The sequence below is a fragment of the Spirosoma sp. KNUC1025 genome (assembly GCF_045160025.1).
Taxonomy (GTDB): domain Bacteria; phylum Bacteroidota; class Bacteroidia; order Cytophagales; family Spirosomataceae; genus Spirosoma.
Genome location: NZ_CP087139.1, coordinates 3,147,778 through 3,167,331 on the forward strand (window position 1 = coordinate 3,147,778; position 19,554 = coordinate 3,167,331).

General features: G+C 49.7%; 12 protein-coding genes and 2 pseudogenes. 5 read left to right on the plus strand and 9 right to left on the minus strand.

What is annotated here, in order from left to right; all coding sequences use genetic code 11:
* Positions 1–80: 80 nt before the first annotated feature.
* From LN737_RS13660 to LN737_RS13680, 5 genes and pseudogenes are all read right to left on the minus strand, one after another.
* A complete protein-coding gene (locus LN737_RS13660) occupies positions 81–815 on the minus strand; it encodes a phosphoadenylyl-sulfate reductase (RefSeq protein WP_405520405.1) in 735 nt (244 codons plus the stop codon).
* Positions 816–909: 94 nt separating this feature from the next.
* Positions 910–2,022, minus strand: coding sequence for a Gfo/Idh/MocA family protein (locus LN737_RS13665; protein WP_405519690.1), 1,113 nt, complete (start codon positions 2,020–2,022; stop codon positions 910–912).
* A gap of 15 nt (positions 2,023–2,037) precedes the next feature.
* Complete coding sequence (locus LN737_RS13670) at positions 2,038–2,415, minus strand: nuclear transport factor 2 family protein (protein ID WP_405519691.1); 378 nt, start codon at positions 2,413–2,415, stop codon at positions 2,038–2,040.
* A 3-nt stretch (positions 2,416–2,418) separates the two neighbouring features.
* On the minus strand, positions 2,419–3,612 hold the full coding sequence (locus LN737_RS13675; RefSeq protein WP_405519693.1) for a PLP-dependent aspartate aminotransferase family protein: 1,194 nt from the start codon (positions 3,610–3,612) through the stop codon (positions 2,419–2,421).
* Positions 3,613–3,696: 84 nt separating this feature from the next.
* Positions 3,697–4,765: pseudogene (locus LN737_RS13680) on the minus strand (sulfite exporter TauE/SafE family protein).
* A gap of 374 nt (positions 4,766–5,139) precedes the next feature.
* On the opposite strand from LN737_RS13680, the gene LN737_RS13685 reads away from it, so the two are divergent.
* Positions 5,140–8,181: a SusC/RagA family TonB-linked outer membrane protein gene (locus LN737_RS13685; RefSeq protein ID WP_405519695.1), complete on the plus strand. Its 3,042-nt coding sequence runs from the start codon at positions 5,140–5,142 to the stop codon at positions 8,179–8,181.
* A 38-nt stretch (positions 8,182–8,219) separates the two neighbouring features.
* Positions 8,220–9,548 (plus strand): RagB/SusD family nutrient uptake outer membrane protein, encoded by a 1,329-nt coding sequence (locus tag LN737_RS13690; RefSeq protein WP_405519696.1) that lies wholly within the window; start codon positions 8,220–8,222, stop codon positions 9,546–9,548.
* Positions 9,549–9,927: 379 nt separating this feature from the next.
* On the opposite strand, the gene LN737_RS13695 is transcribed toward LN737_RS13690, so the two are convergent.
* A complete protein-coding gene (locus LN737_RS13695; RefSeq protein WP_405519698.1) occupies positions 9,928–10,092 on the minus strand; it encodes a hypothetical protein in 165 nt (54 codons plus the stop codon).
* 136 nt (positions 10,093–10,228) lie between these two features.
* The gene (locus LN737_RS13700) at positions 10,229–11,422 is read right to left on the minus strand and encodes a S8 family peptidase (RefSeq protein ID WP_405519700.1); all 1,194 of its coding nucleotides are present in this window, start codon (positions 11,420–11,422) and stop codon (positions 10,229–10,231) included.
* A 367-nt stretch (positions 11,423–11,789) separates the two neighbouring features.
* On the opposite strand from LN737_RS13700, the pseudogene leuS reads away from it, so the two are divergent.
* Positions 11,790–14,700: pseudogene (gene leuS / locus LN737_RS13705) on the plus strand (leucine--tRNA ligase).
* 62 nt (positions 14,701–14,762) lie between these two features.
* Here the strand turns inward: leuS and LN737_RS13710 are convergent.
* Positions 14,763–15,680, minus strand: coding sequence for a hypothetical protein (locus LN737_RS13710; protein ID WP_405519702.1), 918 nt, complete (start codon positions 15,678–15,680; stop codon positions 14,763–14,765).
* 144 nt (positions 15,681–15,824) lie between these two features.
* Positions 15,825–16,844: an LLM class flavin-dependent oxidoreductase gene (locus tag LN737_RS13715; RefSeq protein ID WP_405519704.1), complete on the minus strand. Its 1,020-nt coding sequence runs from the start codon at positions 16,842–16,844 to the stop codon at positions 15,825–15,827.
* 300 nt (positions 16,845–17,144) lie between these two features.
* Between LN737_RS13715 and LN737_RS13720 the strand changes: the two genes are divergently transcribed.
* Both LN737_RS13720 and LN737_RS13725 read left to right on the plus strand, forming a co-directional pair.
* Complete coding sequence (locus LN737_RS13720; RefSeq protein ID WP_405519706.1) at positions 17,145–18,485, plus strand: MFS transporter; 1,341 nt, start codon at positions 17,145–17,147, stop codon at positions 18,483–18,485.
* A 12-nt stretch (positions 18,486–18,497) separates the two neighbouring features.
* Complete coding sequence (locus LN737_RS13725; protein ID WP_405519708.1) at positions 18,498–19,523, plus strand: zinc-binding dehydrogenase; 1,026 nt, start codon at positions 18,498–18,500, stop codon at positions 19,521–19,523.
* Positions 19,524–19,554 lie beyond the last annotated feature (31 nt).

The following is a 19,554-nucleotide window of genomic DNA, read 5'->3' on the forward strand; positions in this document are numbered from 1 at the left end:
TTGCTGAATGATTGACTGATTGAATGATTGAATTGGAATGGTCAGCAATTCAATCATTCAATCAGTCAATCATTCAATCATTAAGCTCTAAACACTTCTTCATGCGTGTGCAAACCGCACTCTTTCTTGGAGTTGTCTTCCCACCACCAGCGGCCGGCGCGGAAATCTTCGCCTTCCTGAATGGCTCGGGTGCAGGGCTGGCAACCAATGCTGACAAAACCCCGGTCGTGGAGGGGGTTGTACGGTACGTTGTGCTCTTTGACGTACTGCTTCACCTGTTCAAAGGACCAATCCATTAAGGGGTGGAACTTGAAAAGCTGATGCGCATCGTCCCATTCCAGTTGTGTCATTGTCTGGCGATTGGCCGATTGATCAGCGCGAATGCCTGTAATCCAGACTTTTTGCCCGTTTAATGCCCGGTTCAACGGTTCGACTTTACGTATTCCGCAGCACTCTTTACGGTTCTCAACCGAATCGTACATGCTATACGGGCCTTTGCCGGTCATTAACTTCTCAACGGCATCAGCTTGCGGGAAGTAGGTTTCAATTTTGGCACCGTAGCGGTCGTTGGTTTTTTTCCAGACGGAATACGTTTCCGAAAACATTCGACCCGTATCGAGGGTAAAAATTTTGATCGGAATGTCATTCGCCAGAATCAGGTCGGTAATTACCTGATCTTCATAGCCAAGGCTGGTGGAGAAAACGATCTGACCCGGAAATAATTCGGCCAGTGTCCGTAGAGCTTCAATGTTGCTCAGACCCTGAAGTTGCTCGCTAAGGTTGTCGAGCGTGTGGGAAGTAGGTTCGGCAATCATAAATTTTGTCATTTGCTACTTGTCATTTGTCATTTTCTGTGTGTCATATGCATGGCTATCTCCATGAGATTTACCAATGACACGTAGCGAATGACTACTGACTATTTTTTAAAACCACTGCCTTACCAGTTTTAGCCGATTGGCGGGCAGCATCCAAAATTTCCATGACGATTACGTTGTTTTCTAATGACGTTAATTCGTCGGGTTTAGTTTCTCCATGAATCAGTTTTGCAAGGTAGGCAAACGGGTCGCTGGAGGGAGCGTCGGCCTGCGTGGCCTCCATAGCATGTTCGCTTTTATCATCCTTCAGCCGGACGCGCATTCGGGAGCCATCGACGGTAAAAACGTAGCCCGTTTGGCCATAGACTTCCATATCTTTTCGCCCGAATGGCCAGTTCCACGATCCCTGAATAATCGTCTGAGTTTTGGGGTAGGTCAGAATAATGGTTCCTTCATCATCAACCTTGGGGTAGATGTCCGGCTTGATCTGCTGCGTTACGGCCAGCACCGATATCGGACGCTGGTTATGCATCAGCCAGGTGGAGAGGTTGGCACCGTAGCAACCAAAATCGAACAGGGCACCTGCACCGTTCGCAATCGGGTCGGTCAGCCAAGCAAGAAACTCATTGCTAACGCCAATTTCTTTCGGGCCCTGATGGCCATCGTGTACAACAATTTTCCGAAGATCACCAATGGATTTTTCGGTGTTGGCAATGGCGTAGGCTTTATGGTTGCTGCCGTACCAGGTGGTTTCGTAGTTTGTCAGCAGCTGAATGTTGTGCTTTTTAGCCAGCGCTTCCATCTGTTTCGCATCCGCAAACGTGGTGGCCAGCGGTTTCTCCACCATTACGTGAATCCCGCGGGGAGCGCAGATTTCCACTGTTTTTTTATGATCGACAATCCGGCCAAAATCGGTAACTGCTTCGGGTTTGGTTTTCTCGAGCATTTCGGCAACGGTCGGGTACACTAAACTCATACTGAACCCGTGCCGCTTCGCTAATTTTTCGGCCAGTTCGCGATTGGGTTCCGCCATTCCTACAATTTCTATGTCTGTCTGCCCTGTTTGCTTGAAAGCCTTGTTCAGGATACCGTGTACATGATCGTGGACTAGCCCGGCAATACCTACACGAAGGGGCTTTTTAGTAGTCTGGGCTACGGCCAGATGAGCGATCAGAAATAATGTTACGTAGAAAAAGGCGCGTGTCATGGAGCAGGTTCTGATTTAGGCAGGCTCTAGTTGAATCACTGAATTGTAATAGAATTTCTCTTGGCAAATCAGATTGTTGACCCAATGCTGGACCGACACTTCGTTGAGGCTAAATCGTTTTCCAGATGGATAGGTACTTTCCATATACCATTCACTGAACACAATCCCGGTTTCTTCATTGATCGCCTGACTAACGAGTTTTGAGCTCAGTTCCGTAACGGCTGCCAGAAGCTTACGTTCATGAGCCAGACAAACCGCTTTTCCAACACGGGGCGGCTGGTCGTTCTCCTGCATCGTTACGTTGTCGGTGTAGAAGCGTTCCATAGCCTCAATCGTCTGATTGGTTTCGATCAGTTGAGTTAGCGCTACTACCTGTTCAGAAAGGCTAGACATACGTCAGGCTACTTTCTCCTTCACAATTTCTGCCGATTTCGACACCGCCCGCGTAAAGTCTTCGATCAAATCCTCGATAGCTTCAAGCCCCACCGAAATCCGAATCAAACCGGGCGTAATGCCTAGAGCCGCTTTCTCGTCGGGTTTCAGTTTCGCGTGTGTGGTCGTATTCGGGTTCGTTACAATCGTGCGCGAGTCGCCCAGGTTGGAGGAAAGGGTAGGAATAGTCAGGGCATCAAAAAAGGCTTTTACGCGCTCGAAACCACCGCCCAGTTCAATAGTGACGATAGCTCCGCCCGCACTCATCTGCTTTTTGGCCAGTGCATACTGCGGGTGGGAGGGAAGAAACGGATATAGAACCCGGTCAATGTCTGGATGAGCATCTAACGCTTCCGCCAGTTGCAGGGCATTGCGGCAGTGGCGCTCCATGCGCAGTTCCAGCGTCTCGAGGCTTTTCGACAGAACCCAGGCGTTGAACGGCGACAGCGACGGACCCGTATGCCGGGCGAAGAACCGAATCGGCTGAATCAAATCGGCCCGGCCGACTACAATGCCGCCCAATACGCGCCCTTGTCCATCCATGTATTTGGTAGCCGAGTGAATCGACAAGTCGGCCCCTAAATCTATTGGCGTTTGCAGAATCGGCGTAGCAAAGCAGTTATCGACGTTCAGGATAAATCCATGCTTCGCTTTCAATCGGGCCAGCATCTTCAGGTCAACCAGTTCTAGACCCGGATTGGAAGGGGTTTCCAGATATACCATTTTTGTATTTGGCTGTATTGCTGCTTCCCATTCGGCTTCGCTGGCGCTGGCATCGACGTAGGTATGCGTAATGCCCCATTTACTCAATATCTGCGTAATGATCTGGTGCGCCGAGCCAAACAGCGCCCGACAGGCCACAATATGATCGCCCGATTTCAACAAACCAGCCATGCTGGCAAATACCGCAGCCATTCCGGTACCTGTGGCAATTCCGTCTTCAGCGTTTTCCAGCATGCATACCTTTTCGACAAATTCCGATACGTTCGGATTGGAGAAACGCGAGTAAATATTGCCTTCTTCCGTTTCGTCGAATAAGGCTTTGCCCTGTTCGGCGCTTTCAAAAGCAAAACTCGAGGTAAGGTATAAGGGGACGGAATGTTCGCGGTTTTGCGACGGTGCCGTTTGAATACGAATGGCTTTGGTTTGTTTTTTCATAGTATAAGTGGTGTCGGTTTCTCGAAACCGACACTATTGCTGACACGTGGTGTCGGTTTCGAGAAACCGACACCACGTGTACTTCTAAAAGAACTTGATAATTTTTCGCAAACTTACGATGATGATGACAATCCCGACTAATATCATCATGGTTTTAACGGGTAGTTTTTGCGCCAGACGGGCGGCAATGGGTGCCGCAATCATACCGCCCAGGATAAGGCCCAGAATAACCATGCCGTAATTGTCAAGGCCCGCGTAAAGAGCAAACACGACTGACGACGCAAACGACACAAAAAATTCAGCCAGGTTGACCGAGCCGATTGTATAGCGCGGATGACGCCCGGCAGCAATAAGTGTTGAGTTCACAATGGGCCCCCAGCCGCCCCCGCCAATGGCATCAACGAAACCACCGAACCAGGCCAGCAGGCCGATCTGACGGACCGGCTTTTTCTTTGGATTTTTTACTAATGCTTTTTTGAGAATAAGAATACCAAGAATGGCCGTGTAAATAGATATAGCCGGGCTTAAATAGTTGGCCACTACGTCCATATCAGCAAGCTTGGTAATCAGAAAAGCGCCTAAAGCGGCTCCAATGACCCCCGGAATCAGGACAATCTTGAATAACCGGCTGTTAACATTACCAAATTTGAGGTGCATATAGCCCGACACACCGCTCGTAAATATCTTCGGAACTGTGTACGCTGGCCGTAGCAAAAACAGGGCTGATACCCACGCTTGTCAGAAAAGTAGTTGCCGTAACGCCATAGGCCATACCCAGTGCGCCATCAATCATCTGTGCGACAAAGCCAGCCATGATAAAATAAAAAATATCGGGCGTAATGTCGACTGCGTTTGCCAGAACCGTTAGCCGGTCCAGCGTAAAATAGCTGAACAGCAAATGCCCTACTACCATCAGGGCGAGCGCAGCAAACACATAGATTGCGATTTCGGTACGGTTCCGACGGCGAAGCATAGGCCGGGAAGATCCTGTCTTTACCGTTGCCGTTGGGAAAGCGACTCGTAATGCATCAGCCTGTGCACTGGCATTATCTCCCTGAATGACAATGGTTAGGCCATTCAGGTTAATTTCGGGCTCTACCGGAATAGACGCAGCGCTTACAGCATCTGAAGTAGAGTCTATCTGTTTTTGCATACAGTATAATGCCTATCGAGTTAATGGATTAATCTTTTCATGAAAAACGGCACGCATACTGTGCCGCTATTTACGTTTCGGTTATTCAAAACCAACGAATTACAAAGATACGTGTGCAAGTGGGAAAGATGCAAGGCAGATACTCTGCGAATACTGATAAACAGTAAAAGAGTGAGATTAAGATACGATTAAGTAGAACAGCCTCTCACGCAGGTATATTAGTAAACGTGAAGTGACTTATCTATATAAGCCAAATAATTGTAAATTACTACACTAGTATAGAAAATATTTAATGGCCAAATTGAATTATGACAAAATCACGATGTTAATTTGCGATTAATAAACGTATCTAACAATATCTTAACACTAAACAGATGGAAAGAAAATTACTTCTGAGTGTATGGCTTTTTTTTGGGCTAATCAGTTTTTCAATAGCCCAGAATCAGTCAATTACGGGCAAAGTATCTGACCAGCAAGGTAATGCTTTGCCAGGGGTTTCTGTGGTTGTTCGGGGCTCGAATCAAGGGGCCACAACAGACGCCAGCGGGAATTATCAGGTGACGGCCGCGCCGAATACAAAGCTTGGATTCAGCTTTATTGGCTTCCTGAGTCAGGAAGTTACGGTGGGGAATCAGTCGGTTATCAACATTACGTTGCTGGAAGACTCACGCCAACTGGAGGAGGTCGTTGTCAGTGGGCTCGCAACGAATGTTAAGCGTACCAATCTGGCTAATGCCGTAGCGACGCTTTCGGCCAAAACGCTGACCGGTACAACCACACCCATTACGACCGACGGCGCTATGCAGGGCAAACTGGCAGGAGCCAATATCCAGTCGAACGGATCGGTGCCGGGCGGTGGATTCAACGTGCAGTTACGGGGCGTCTCTACACTGGGCTCGTCTGCTTCGCAACCGCTTTACATTGTTGATGGGGTTTATATCGACAATGGCCAATATTCAACCGGTCGTTCAGAAGCAAACAAAGCCGGAACGGGGTCATCCACCGCTTCACAGGATAACAATGCCAACCGTCTGGCCGACCTTAACCCCGACGACATTGAAAGTATGGAAGTGCTGAAAGGATCTTCAGCAGCTGCTATTTACGGAACACGCGCCAATGCCGGGGTTGTTATTATTACAACGAAGCGGGGCAAGGGCGGACGTACCAACGTATCGTTTGGGCAGGACTTAGGGTTCACGAAAGCCTACAGCTTCTACGGTGGAGCTGACTGGACCGAGCAGAAACTGACGGATCACTTCTCCGCTGCCGATATTCCAAAGCTTCAGGCCGCCCGGCAAAACGGTACGTACACCGATTGGGAACGGGTTATCTACGGTGAAACGGGTTCGATCAAAAATACCCATCTAAGTGTAACGGGAGGAAATGAGAAAACCAAATTTTATGTAAACGGGAGCGCATCCAACGAAACAGGGATTATCAAAAACACTGGTTTTACACGGTATTCCATTCGCGCTAATATTGACCATAAGCTGAATAACTGGATCGACTTTGGTATCTCATCGAACTACGTCAACTCCAACAACGACCGTGGCTGGACGGGTAATGATAACTCCAATATCAACTACGGTTATTCACTGCCGTATACCAAGCCGTATACCAATCTATATCCTGACGCTACCGGTGTTTATCCTGATAACGATCCTAGTGTAGGCGAAAACCCACTGGCAATACGTGACCGGGCTGTCAATAACCAGAAAGTGAACCGGTTTATTCAAGGGTTCAATGCCAACTTCCGGTTGATCAATAACGCGACTACTTCATTGACGCTGAAAGTAAATGGGGGAATAGATTACCAAAGCGGCTTTGCTACGATCTGGTTGCCCACCGATTTGCAATCGCAACGGCTGGAAGCGAACCCCGGCTTTTCGCAGGATACACGTACGGAAGTATATAACTCAAACATCCAGGTTGCAGGCGTATTTACATATGCCGCCATGGGAGGAAAACTTAACCTGACGACGTCCGCAGGAGCTGTGCGTCTTCACCGCGACTTCAATTACAATTTCGTTCGTGGACAGAAATTGCCAGTTGGGGTTTCAAACCCGGCACGAGGTGGGGTGCAAACGATTGCAGCCGAATACCAGCGGAATACGGATGTCGGGATTTTTGCACAACAGGAGGCTAACTACGACGATAAACTTATCGGAACGGTTGGTGTTCGGTTCGATAAATCCGATCTGAATGGCGATAATTTTGGGAAGTATTATGCCTTCCCCAAAGCTTCACTGGCGGCCAACCTGACTCGTTTTGGTAGCTGGGCTTCTGAAAGAAATACATTCAGTGCGCTCAAACTACGTATTGCTTATGGATCAACGGCTGGTCTTCCTGTATGGGGAACAGCCTATTCGCAGCTACAGTCAACAGCTATCGGAGGGCTAAGCGGGCTACAGCCATCCACCATTTTGGGGAACCCCCAAATTAAACCTGAAAGCGCGACCGAACTCGAATATGGCCTGGATTTTGGCTTGTTCAATAACCGTATTACTGGTGAATTTACGTTGTACAACAAAAAAGTGTACGATCTGATTCTTCCATTGGTTACAGCGCCTACCACAGGTGTTACATCAACCCAGATCAACGCGGCCGATTTAGTTAACCGAGGGCTTGAATTAACCCTTGGTGCCGAAGTATTACGTAGTAAAGCAGTTACCTGGTTTATACAGCCCATTTTCTGGTTCAACCGCTCAGAAGTTACCCGGCTTATTGTGCCTGAATCGCTAAGGGGTGGTTTCGGCGCAACATTCGGACAATGGCGTATAAAAGGTCCTGATGCAAATGGGAACAAATATTCACCAACCCAGATTGTAGGTCAGCCCCGTACGCTGCCAACGACTGATCCTAATTATGCGTCATCGTGGACGAGCTACGGCGATCAACAGCCCAAGTACGAATTCTCCCTTAACCAGCGTGTTACGTTTCTGAAAAACTTTGAGTTTTCGGCACTGCTTCATTATCGGCACAAGTTTACGGTCGTTTCGCTACAACGGGTGTTGTGGGATGAAGGCGGTAATACGTCCGATTGGAACGGAACCAATGAAAGAGGTAATAACGGCCAACAGCCAAACGGTATCTACCGTCAGAATGTAAATGGTCTGGATGAAAGTGGTAAACCGTTACCAGGTTATAACCCAAACATTTACAGCTTCCTGAAACTGCGTGAAGTATCGCTGTATTATCGCCTACCAAAAACTGTATTGCAATCGGTGTTCCGCAACTACGTACAGGGAATCCGGATTGGGGCATCGGGGACAAACCTGCTGCGCTGGACTGATTACACCGCTGGATACGATCCTGAGAACTCAAACTTTGGCTCGCTGGCACTGGGTAGTGGTGTTGACATCGGTAGTGCTCCGCTTGCTCGCCGGATGATGTTCCACATTGCTATCGATCTGTAAACTCGTCTTATCTGACCAAACTCATTTGTTTTTGATCTATGAAATTCATTCGATATTCAATCCTGATGGCATTGACGCTATGTGGTCTAAATGCCTGTAATCCGTTTAAAACCGACCTGGTGATCGACCCCAATTTTCCATCGGTTGGTTCGGTAACAACTAACGCAACGAAGGGTCAGTTGGACGCTCTCGCCATTGGTCAGTTCTCTTTAGCCCGAAACGTCCTGGGGACGTATTTACAGGTTGTAGGGACCATTGGGAAAGAGCTGTTCAATTTCAATACTACCGAATCTCGCTGGATGACCGAGCTGAATGGCCTGAGAGCAATCGACAATTCGGCTTTTTATAACAACGCTACCACTGGTTTTGGCTTACCAGTACGTCAGGCTAACATCATATTGGCGTCGCTTAATTCGACCGCATCCGTAAACGATGCGCAGAAAAATGGCTACCGCGGTATGGCGAATACGTTTAAGGGGCTGGCTTATCTTTATATGCTGAATGCCCAGGGAACCAATGGGGTTCGGCTGAACGTAGAAGACCCCTTTAAGCCCAGCAAAGCAGCCTCTTATTCTGAGTCACTGGCAGGCATTGCTAAAATTCTGGACGATGGCGCTACTCAACTCGATCAGGCCGGGGCGGCTTTTGCCTTTGCTGTACCCGCTGGCTTTGCTGGTTTCAATACCCCGGCTACGTTTAAGCAGTTTAACCGGGCGATTGCCCTACGCGTTGCCATTTACCAGGCCGACTGGGCTAAGGCGGCTACGTTGCTTCCCCAAACGTTTTATAACGCAACGGGCGATTTAAGCGCTGGTCCTAAACATACGTTTAGCGCCACTCCTCCCGATATTACGAATCCACTGATCAATACAGCTACTATACGGATTGTGGGTGTTCAAAAACTCTTTGATGATATCGAGCCCGGCGATAAGCGTTTGTCGAAGGTTCGTGTGCTGCCAGAACCTGCTACCTATAGTTCTGGTGTTACATACACAACCAAGTATATTCAGAATATGTATAACTCAGCTTCTGATCCTGTCCCCATTATCAAAAATGAGGAACTGGTTCTGATTGCCGCTGAGATTGCTGCTCAACAGGGGAACACGGCTGAAGCTACGAAAAACATTAACATTGTTCGGACCAATGCTGGTCTGGCTGCGTATGCGGGAGCAACTACCAAAGATGCACTGATTAACGCCATCCTGAAAGAGCGGCTTTATTCGCTCTGGTACGAAGGTCATCGCTGGGTTGATATGCGTCGGTACAACAAACTTGGCGAAATCTATCTGCCCGTGGCTAACATGAAAGTGCTGGAGCGGCTGGAGCGCCCCGTTGCTGAGGTAAACTGGGATCTACAGAATCCATAAAATGAAATATTAGTCAGGAAGTAATTAAAAAAGGTGATCGTCTAATAGTATTGGACGATCACCTTTTTGCTTTTAAAATCGCGGCTAGGAATAGACTTCATTTAGCTCGTTCAACTTCTATGGATCTGACTTTATCTGACTGACAGGAAAAAACCATATACTCCCCAATAGCTAAAGCCGAAATCAATAAAAGCACAGCTAGGACTATTTTTATTATTGGTTTTTTCATTGGGTAGTTAAAATTAAGTAATTACTAGTGAAAGATTTATTAGTCATATTTAAGACATACATCTCTCTGTGATAACCTATACCTCAAGTACGGTCCAGTAAGATAGCAGATATCTTTACCATTCTCATTTAGAAACGTTCGTACCATACCTTATGCGATGAAGTAAATGTACGTTTCGAGCTGGCCTTCCTGAATTAAAAAGTCGTGCTTCGGATACGTAACGGACTCGATAATCGGCGTAAAAAGCTCCCACTCGTCATTAGTTTGTGCGGCTAACGTATCGAATCGCTGGCGTAATCTGTCGAGGTCGGTCATGGATAACGTAATGGAAACAAACCGTGATTGAAAGCAATCGGAGCGGATGCAACTGCCTGATGATAGGTAAAACTAAACAATAAAGCGGAGGCCGAAGTAAGTTCCGGCCTCCGCTTTATCAACTAGCTGTATCCATTTACTCGCCCGCCATCGGGTCGGCGGTACCATCGGGATCATTTTTGACCGTACCGTGTGTCGGCAGATCGGCGCCCCGAATCAGCAACAGCCCAGCTACATGGGGAGCCGCCATAGACGTACCACTCAACGTAGCATATTTGCCATCTTTATAAGTCGACGTAATGCGTACCCCGTACGCGCAGACATCCACACTGCTGCCGTAGTTCGAAAAGGAAGCAAAGGTATCCTGGCTGTTCATGGCCGACACCGTAAATACGTTGGCATGGTTTACACGGGCTGGTGAATAGCTATCGGCACTTTTACCATCATTTCCAGCCGCAATCGCAAAGAAAATACCAGCGTTGGCGGCTTGTGTGATGGCCCGGTCGAGGGTTGCTGATGTACCTTCGCCACCTAAGCTCATATTGACCACATCGCCCGCTTTTCCATTCTGTACGACATAGTTTACCGCCTGAATAATTCCGGATAATTTCCCTTCGCCTTCTTCATCCAGTACCCTGAGCGCAACCAGCGTTGCCCCAGATGCGACACCCGTAACACCAATGTTGTTGTTTTTTGCACCAATGATGCCCGCTACGTGCGTACCATGGCCGTTCTGGTCGTCGGCTGATGTTTCGCCACTCACAAATGACCGACTGCGCTGGGTATCTACGTTCAGGTCGGGGTGGTCTAGGTCGATGCCCGTATCAATAATCCAGACCGTTTTTGTCGTTTGCAAATCACCCCGGCCGTAGCCGGTCTGCTGAACGTTCCAGGTCAGTGTTGAGGTAGTCGTTACGTCGACGCAGTTGCACATAGCCATAATCCGGTCGGGTTCGACCAGGGCTACCGATGGGTCCTGACGTAATTTTTCGGATTCCTGTTCTGTCAGATGGGCCAGAAAACTGGTTTGCTCACCAGCGGCCAGTACTTCAGCCTGTGCGTTTGTAACGGCATACGTCGAAAGAAGCTGCTCGGCCAGCACTTCGGCCGAGGCTACACGGGCATTCGGGGCAGTGGGTAATGATTGCGTCGGCTGATACGTAACGATATAAGAACCGGCAATGGCCACACCATTGTTACTTGATGCCTTGACCAGGCAATCTGTTGAAACACTAGTTGGCTCAACAGTGCTGTCTGTTTGGCAACCAAACAGGCTAAAGCCAACAAGAGCGACATTGGTAAAGGTCGCAAGCGAGAAAAAACGTCGCATGGAATACGTACGAATATAACGAGTGGAGAACGAATAAAACGTACACGTTTATGCCATGCAGGACGCTGATCGAGTTATAATTAGCTATACGTTATAAACGAAATGGGCGTTGCATTTCGTAGCAGAACCGCACAATTTTCTTGCGTAAATGAGGGGAAACCAGGCGCGTTGCCAGCACCTTTAGGCGGGGCGGCCCATGCCGGTAACACAGCCTGAGAAAGTTCGATATGTATCCATGATAACACAAATACTAAACAGAAGCAGATAGGGGAAAGTCTTTGTAAAACGGCTATTTTTGCAGAAAAATTAGGAACGCGGCTGAAAAGCCGCACTCATTAGAATGCGGCTTTTCAGCCGCGTTACCCTTATGGCTGACTACAACCACCGCGAAACCGAGAAGTACTGGCAACAGTTCTGGGACGAACATAATACCTATAAACCCGAGGACGTAACCGACAATCGTGCGACGGACCGTCCCAAGTATTACGTGCTCGATATGTTTCCGTATCCGTCGGGAGCAGGGCTGCACGTTGGGCATCCGCTGGGGTACATTGCTTCCGATATCGTTGCGCGGTATAAACGACTCAAAGGCTTTAACGTACTGCATCCAATGGGTTTCGATTCGTTTGGGCTGCCAGCCGAACAGTACGCGATCCAGACGGGTCAGCACCCGGCCATTACAACTGAGCAAAATCGGGAACGCTACATTGAGCAGTTAAAAAATATCGGATTCAGCTTCGACTGGACCCGCGAGGTTCGCACGTCTGATCCGGATTATTATAAATGGACGCAGTGGATTTTCATGGAGTTGTTCCGTTCGTGGTATAATAAGGATACCGACCGGGCTGAACCTATCGAAACACTGCTTGAAAAATTTGCGACCAACGGTACTACCGATGTCAACGCCGTTTGCGACGAGAACGTACCGACCTTTACGGCCGCCGAGTGGAACGCCATGTCGACGCAGGAATCCTATGAAATCACGCTGAAATACCGCCTGACTTATCTGGCGGATGCCGTAGTAAACTGGTGCCCGGCGTTGGGTACGGTGCTGGCAAACGACGAAGTCAAAGACGGCGTATCGGAACGGGGCGGCTACCCGGTTGAACAGAAGCTGATGCGGCAGTGGATGATGCGGATTACGGCCTATGCCGACCGTTTGCTGACCGGCCTGGATACCATCGACTGGACCGAATCGCTGAAAGAACAGCAACGGAACTGGATCGGGAAATCTGTAGGGGCGAGTGTGAAGTTTCAGGTTTATGAAGAAAGGAGAAAGGAAAAAGGAAAAAGTAATGAATCGGAGGATAACCCTTCTGCCTTCTCCCTTCTGCCTTCTCCCTCTTTTATTGAAGTTTTTACTACCCGTGTCGATACGATTTATGGCGTTACGTTTATGGTACTGGCGCCGGAGCATGAACTGGTTCCGCAACTGACTACACCCGAACAGCGCGACGCTGTGGAGGCTTATGTCAATGCTGCCAAAATGCGTTCGGAGCGCGACCGGATGGCCGATACCAAAGCTGTATCGGGGGTATTTACGGGTAGCTACTGTCTCAATCCGCTGAACAACGAGAAGGTACCGATCTATCTGGCTGATTACGTATTGGCAGGATATGGCACAGGGGCTGTTATGGCGGTACCGTCGGGTGATCAGCGCGACTGGAATTTTGCTACTCATTTTGGATTGCCAATCATCCCGATTCTGGATGCGCAGAAGGATATTGACCAGCAGGCCGATAACACCAAAGAGGGGCGTTACATCAACTCAGGAATCATTGATGGCATGACGTATCAGCAGGCCACCCCCGCATTGATCGACTGGCTGGAAGAGCGTGGCCTGGGTCGGGGAAAAGTCAATTTCCGGATGCGCGATGCGGTGTTCAGCCGTCAACGGTACTGGGGTGAACCCGTGCCCGTGTATTTTAAAGAAGGCGGTTCGACGGGTCGTCTGCCTTATCTGATCGACGAGAGCGATTTGCCGCTGGAGCTACCGGCCATTGATAAATACCTGCCTACCGAAACGGGCGAGCCACCGCTTGGCCGCGCAGAAGACTGGAAATACAAAGGTCAATACGAGTATGAATTGAGTACAATGCCCGGCTGGGCGGGTTCATCGTGGTACTGGTACCGCTACATGGACCCAAATAATGCCAACGAGTTTGCGAGCAAAGAAGCCATCAATTACTGGCAGAACGTAGACTTGTATATCGGTGGTACGGAGCACGCTACGGGGCATTTGCTGTACAGTCGTTTCTGGAACAAATTCCTGAAAGACCGGGGCTACGTACCGCAGGAAGAGCCTTTCAAAAAGCTTATTAATCAGGGCATGATTCAGGGCCGTAGCAATTTCGTGTATCGGTTGAAAGGAACGGGTACAGAGAGTGTAACTCCGGTTTTTGTTTCCCTGAATCAAATTAATGGGAAGGACGTAACGCCCTTGCATGTTGATGTGAATATTGTTGATAACGATGTGTTGAATATCGAAGCACTTAAAGGATTACGGCCGGATTTGACCGAAAATGCTGAGTTCATTTTTGAGCCGGATGGTCGATACATAGTCGGAGCGGAGGTTGAAAAGATGTCGAAGTCGAAATTCAACGTCGTCAACCCCGACATGATCGTTGAGAAATACGGCGCCGACGTATTGCGGATGTACGAAATGTTCCTGGGGCCGCTGGATCAGGCCAAGCCCTGGAATACCAACGGCATCGATGGGGTCTATCGCTTCATTCGCAAGTTCTGGCGGTTGTTCTACAAAGAGAGTGCCGATGGCTCGAACACCTGGCTGGTAACGGACGAACAACCCGCACCTGCTGAACTGAAGATTCTGCACAAAACCATTCAGAAGGCCGAAAGCGATATCGAAGCGTATTCGTTCAATACGTCGGTCAGCGCCTTTATGGTATGTGTGAATGAGCTGAGTACGCTGAACTGCCACAAACGGGCCATTTTGCAGGATTTGGTTCTAATTCTGTCGCCCTGATGCGCCCCACATCACCGAAGAGTTGTGGGCGGCTTTGGGTAACGAACCCGGAACCATCTCAAAAGCACAGTTCCCGAAATTCAACCCGGCTTATCTGGTTGAAGATGCGTTTGAATATCCGATTCAGATCAACGGGAAAGTACGTACCACCATTAGCTTCGCCATCGACCGTGCCCCCACCGAAATCGAACGGGAAGTGCTGGCCGACGAGATCGTACAGAAATGGCTGGATGGTAAGTCGCCGAAGAAAGTGGTTGTGGTCCCCAAGCGGATTGTGAACGTAGTTATCTAATCATCAGTAAACAATAAGTGAGGGCAGGTTCTCAAACCTGCCCTCACTTATTTTTGCGTCAGCTAAAACGTCACCAGAATTCCTTGCTGAAAGGCATAGTTGGTATAAGGGATGAGCGAACCCAATTGTCCCCGATCGTGCTGGAGCATCAGCTGTGAGAGCAGATTCAGGTGTTTGCTCAGGTGCAGCATGAGCCGGACATCGATCATAAAGCGGGGCCACAGTCGTCGGAAGTCGGGGCTTAACTCGTAGATTGGTTTGCCATGATAAGGCGACAGTAACGGCTGCTGCCACTGAAGCATACCATTGATGGTTACCAACGGACTCACATCGCCCGCATAGCCAATGTAAGCACAGGTTTTCGGGTCGTAATGCTGTACCTGCCCCTGGCGGTTCAGACCGAGGTATTCCTGGTATAAATCAAAAACGGCCTGAGGCAACGTATCGAGCATGATCCGGTTCGTACGCGGAATCATCTGCCACTGCTCGTACTCGTAGAAAAATCCGGCTCCTGCCGTGAAGCGACTTTTGGTGCCGTTACGTAGCCGAACGCTGCCCATCGCGCCGACCTGCGCCCGTAAGTTTAACCCCCGCTGGTCGTCGTATTGAAGGTAGGCAAATGGTTCGAGGTAAAATCGGTGAGGCACCAGATGATCATCTTCGAGATGACGTTTCCAGATATTGCCCCGAATGGATAGAAAGCCCCGGCTACTGGTAGGCAGATGGTCGTAGGTTGTGTACCGTACGCTGCCTGCCACTTCGTAGGTATGCCGGTTTGTGCCATAGAGGCCATTGACCGAGCCTTCGAGCAGTAAAAACTGAGCGCGTTCCAGGCTCAGGCTGCCCGTTAGCGAAATACCGCCGACAAGTTTGCCGGGCGGCAGCGAATCAATGGTCGATTTTGTGAAGATCAGCACCTGGCCATGGCCATAGGAAGACCAGAACGTAAAAAACAATACGAGTAAACGGCGGGAGAACATTAAAGCAAAATTACGGTGGTGCGCAAGTTAGCAAAAGCGTTCGAAGATGGGGTAAAACGCTTTGTAACAGAGCCGTTTGCCGTTTTGCCTGGGAAATGCTGACTTTGCCGGGTAGTTAACTCATTCGGCAAAGTCAGCATCCATCTAGCCGATGGTAACTTCTTCCGTCTGTTGGGCTGCCAGCGCATCGCGTACCTGGGCGGTAAGCGTAAGTGAGTACTTGCGGGCCTCGTGGTCAAAAATTGGGGCGGAAATAATCAGCTCGTTTGCCTGTGTTTGCTCGATAATACTCGTCAGTTTGCGTAGAACGGTATCGGGCGAGCCAACCGCTGAGAAACGTAACGCCTGCTCAACACCCGCCTGTTCAAATTCAGACCAGAGATCATCCATGCTATCGACGGGCGGCTGCATCTGCCGGGCCTTACCCCGACGAATGGCCAGAAACTGCTGTTTCATGGATGTAAACAAACGTTCGGCTTCACGATCCGTATCGGCAGCAATTACGTTTACGGCAACCATGGCATAGGGTTTTTCCAGTTGCTCCGACGGTTTGAATTTCGCCCGGTAAACGGATAGCGCCTGCATCAAATCGTTGGGCGCGAAGTGAGAAGCAAACGCATACGGCAGACCAAGCAGTGCCGCAAGTTGCGCCCCGAATAAGCTTGAGCCCAATATCCAGATCGGTACGTTCAGCCCATTGCCCGGAACCGCCTGAACGAATTGATTGGAATCGTCGGGCTGAAAATACTGCTGTAATTCAACGACATCCTGCGGAAACGTATCAGGACCAGTCGCGTTCCGGCGTAGTGCCCGCGCGGTAGCCTGATCGGAACCAGGAGCGCGGCCTAAACCCAGATCGATACGGCCGGGGTAGAGCGATTCCAGCGTGCCAAACTGTTCGGCAATCACCAGTGGCGAGTGATTCGGTAGCATGATACCACCCGACCCTACCCGAATCGTTTTTGTTCCACCAGCTACGTAGCCGATCACAACCGACGTAGCGGCACTCGCCACACCCGGCATACTGTGGTGCTCAGCTACCCAGAATCGGTTATAGCCGAGCTGTTCGGCGTGTTGCGCCAGATTGAGCGTATTATGCAGCGCCTGTGCCGCCGTATTTCCGGCAACGATAGGCGACAGATCCAGAATTGAAAAGGGAATCATAGTACGTTATTGATGAGGTTAGTTGAGGATGCTGAACATCCCTGATGCGTAAATCCAGGCTGGATTCGACGTACATTTGTGCTTTTATCAACAACGTACCTTATCTGATCGGTTCCTTATGGGCTGTCTGCTTTTACGAGGGTGGCCCTTCTGAAACTGTATAAATGACACGGGTAGGTTACAGACTACGTCTACTTATTCTGGTGATGTCGGCTTGCCCGCGATTCCGTGATGTCGGGTTTGAGAACGGCTGCGGCCGACCGTCCGACACCACGCGTCAGTCATTACTAAACCTAATGCATGAATACGAATTACAGGTGGCGAATCATTTCGCTGCTTTTTCTGGCTACCACGATTAACTACGTAGACCGACAGGCGCTGTCATTTGTGATGACGGACGTAGCGTTTAAAAAAACAATGCTAGGCTTATCACCCGATGTCCTGCTGACGGATGAGCATTTGAAGCAGTTCAGGATTCAGATGGGCCTAATCGATTCGGCATTTAAAGCGGCCTACGCCATTGGTTTTCTGCTAATTGGCTGGCTCATCGACCGGGTTGGCACGAAAAAAGGCTTTTCAATTGGCATTGCCGTCTGGAGTATTGCCAGTATTGCTTCAGGATTTATCTCAACAGTTGGCCAGTTTGCGGTAGTACGGGCAGTGTTAGGATTAGGCGAAGCGGCCAACTTTCCGTCGGCAATGAAAGCCATTTCAGAATGGTTTCCGAAGCGGGAACGCTCAACGGCTACGGGAATTTTGAATGCCGGGTCGAACATGGGCGTCATCACCACGGCGTTGCTGGTGCCCTTTCTGATGCAGCAGTTTGGCTGGCGCGGTGCTTTTCTGATATCCGCTATTCTGGGGGTGCTCATGCTCGTTATCTGGTGGGTCGGTTATTCAAAACCCCAGGAGAACGTATCTGTCTCCGATGCTGAATATCAGTACATTATGGAAGGCCGCGATCTGGTAACTGAGTCTGCGGCTGAAAATCGATTTTCCTGGCTTCAGTTGAGTCGCTACCGGCAAACCTGGGCGTTCTGCTTCGGTAAAATTTTCGCTGACCCGGTCTGGTTTTTTTACCTCACCTGGCTGCCCGATTTTCTGATCACGAATAACCAGCTCGACCGGAAACTGGACCTGAAAAACTTTGGTATACCGTTTCTGATCATTTACGTCATATCGGACATCGGCAGTATTTTCTTTGGCTGGCTGGCAACCAAACTGATGAAAAATGGCTGGACTGAAAATAAAGCCCGCAAGCTGACAATGTTGATTTGTGCGCTATCCGTTACGCCCATTTATCTGATTCCGGGTATTCATAGCTTTGCCGGTGTGGTTGCCTTGCTGGCTTTGGCTACGGCTGCCCATCAGGGCTGGTCGACAAACGTGTATGCTATGTCAACGACGCTCTTTCCGGGAGGTTCAGTTGCTACAGCCACCGGAATAGGAGGATTTTTAGGGGGCACGGTCAGTATGCTTGTTGCCGCGGCTACCGGGTACATAGTCGCTACATTCGGGTATAAACCCATGTTTATTTTTGCCAGCTGTTCGTATCTGATCGGACTGACTGTTATTCATCTGGTTTTACCGGCCCTTAAACCGATTGACCTGAAAACCGACCGGCTGGCTGCTGTGGCCTAACCTAAGAACGTAATGAGTAGCGTATCAACCTATATGCAGGCTGGTGTACTGACGGCACCCCGGTCTATCGAACTGCAACAGCGATTGATTCCGAAACCCGGCCCCGGTGAAGTACGAATCCGTATGAAATCCGTAGGCATCTGCGGGTCCGACGTATCGTTGTTTCAGGGGAATCGCCCTGATCTGACATTGCCCTTACTTATTGGCCACGAAGGCATTGGCTTTATCGATGAGGTGGGCGAGGGGGTAAGTCAGCACCAGCCCGCCGACCGGGTCGTTATTGAACCGAACTATCCCTGCGGCCGGTGTGATTTCTGCTGGCAGGGTCGCGGCAACATTTGCCCGAACAAACGAATCATTGGCGTACTCGAAACGGGCTGCTTCGCCGACTACGCCATTGTGCCCGCAGGGTTTGCCTGGCATATTCCGGAAGCAATCAGTGATGACAACGCTGTTGTGATCGAACCAACTGCCGTGGCGTTGCACACACTTTATTCGTCGCCCGCCCGACCCGGCGATGCCATTGCCGTTGTCGGTATGGGGGCAATTGGCCTGTTAGTGGCTCATCTGGCCCATAAAATGGGTTATACGGTGTTGACCTACGACCGCATTCAGGAAAAAGTAGACCTGTCTGCTACGTTCGGAGCTATACCCATTGCTGCTAATGCTGATAACAGACAGGTTGCGGCCATCTGGAAAGATGCGCGGGTACATACCATTTTTGAGTGTGCAGGGGCCGCTCCGGCATTTACACTGGCGGTGGAAGCAGCGCCAAGAGGGGCCTACGTCGTGATAGCGGGCCTGTCCGATAAGCCCAGTGCCCTGACTGAATTTGGGATGACACGCCAGGGTATCAATATTCTTACGTCGATTATTTATCAGCATCCCGTTGATTTTCGACGTACCATTGGTTTGATCGAAACCGGATTTCTGCAACCGGGGCGGATCATCTCGGCAAAAGAGCGGTTCGACAATCTGGCAACCGCTATGGAAGCTGCCAGCACAGGGCAACATGCCAAAATCGTACTGGATTTATAAAGCAGACGTAATAAGTTCTGTGAATTCTTAG

Coding starts and splice junctions, on each gene's coding strand:
- LN737_RS13660 (WP_405520405.1), bottom strand. CDS start 815: ATGATTGCCGAACCTACTTCCCACACGCTCGACAACCTTAGCGAGCAA.
- LN737_RS13665 (WP_405519690.1), bottom strand. CDS start 2,022: ATGACACGCGCCTTTTTCTACGTAACATTATTTCTGATCGCTCATCTG.
- LN737_RS13670 (WP_405519691.1), bottom strand. CDS start 2,415: ATGTCTAGCCTTTCTGAACAGGTAGTAGCGCTAACTCAACTGATCGAA.
- LN737_RS13675 (WP_405519693.1), bottom strand. CDS start 3,612: ATGAAAAAACAAACCAAAGCCATTCGTATTCAAACGGCACCGTCGCAA.
- LN737_RS13685 (WP_405519695.1), top strand. CDS start 5,140: ATGGAAAGAAAATTACTTCTGAGTGTATGGCTTTTTTTTGGGCTAATC.
- LN737_RS13690 (WP_405519696.1), top strand. CDS start 8,220: ATGAAATTCATTCGATATTCAATCCTGATGGCATTGACGCTATGTGGT.
- LN737_RS13695 (WP_405519698.1), bottom strand. CDS start 10,092: ATGACCGACCTCGACAGATTACGCCAGCGATTCGATACGTTAGCCGCA.
- LN737_RS13700 (WP_405519700.1), bottom strand. CDS start 11,422: ATGCGACGTTTTTTCTCGCTTGCGACCTTTACCAATGTCGCTCTTGTT.
- LN737_RS13710 (WP_405519702.1), bottom strand. CDS start 15,680: ATGTTCTCCCGCCGTTTACTCGTATTGTTTTTTACGTTCTGGTCTTCC.
- LN737_RS13715 (WP_405519704.1), bottom strand. CDS start 16,844: ATGATTCCCTTTTCAATTCTGGATCTGTCGCCTATCGTTGCCGGAAAT.
- LN737_RS13720 (WP_405519706.1), top strand. CDS start 17,145: ATGAATACGAATTACAGGTGGCGAATCATTTCGCTGCTTTTTCTGGCT.
- LN737_RS13725 (WP_405519708.1), top strand. CDS start 18,498: ATGAGTAGCGTATCAACCTATATGCAGGCTGGTGTACTGACGGCACCC.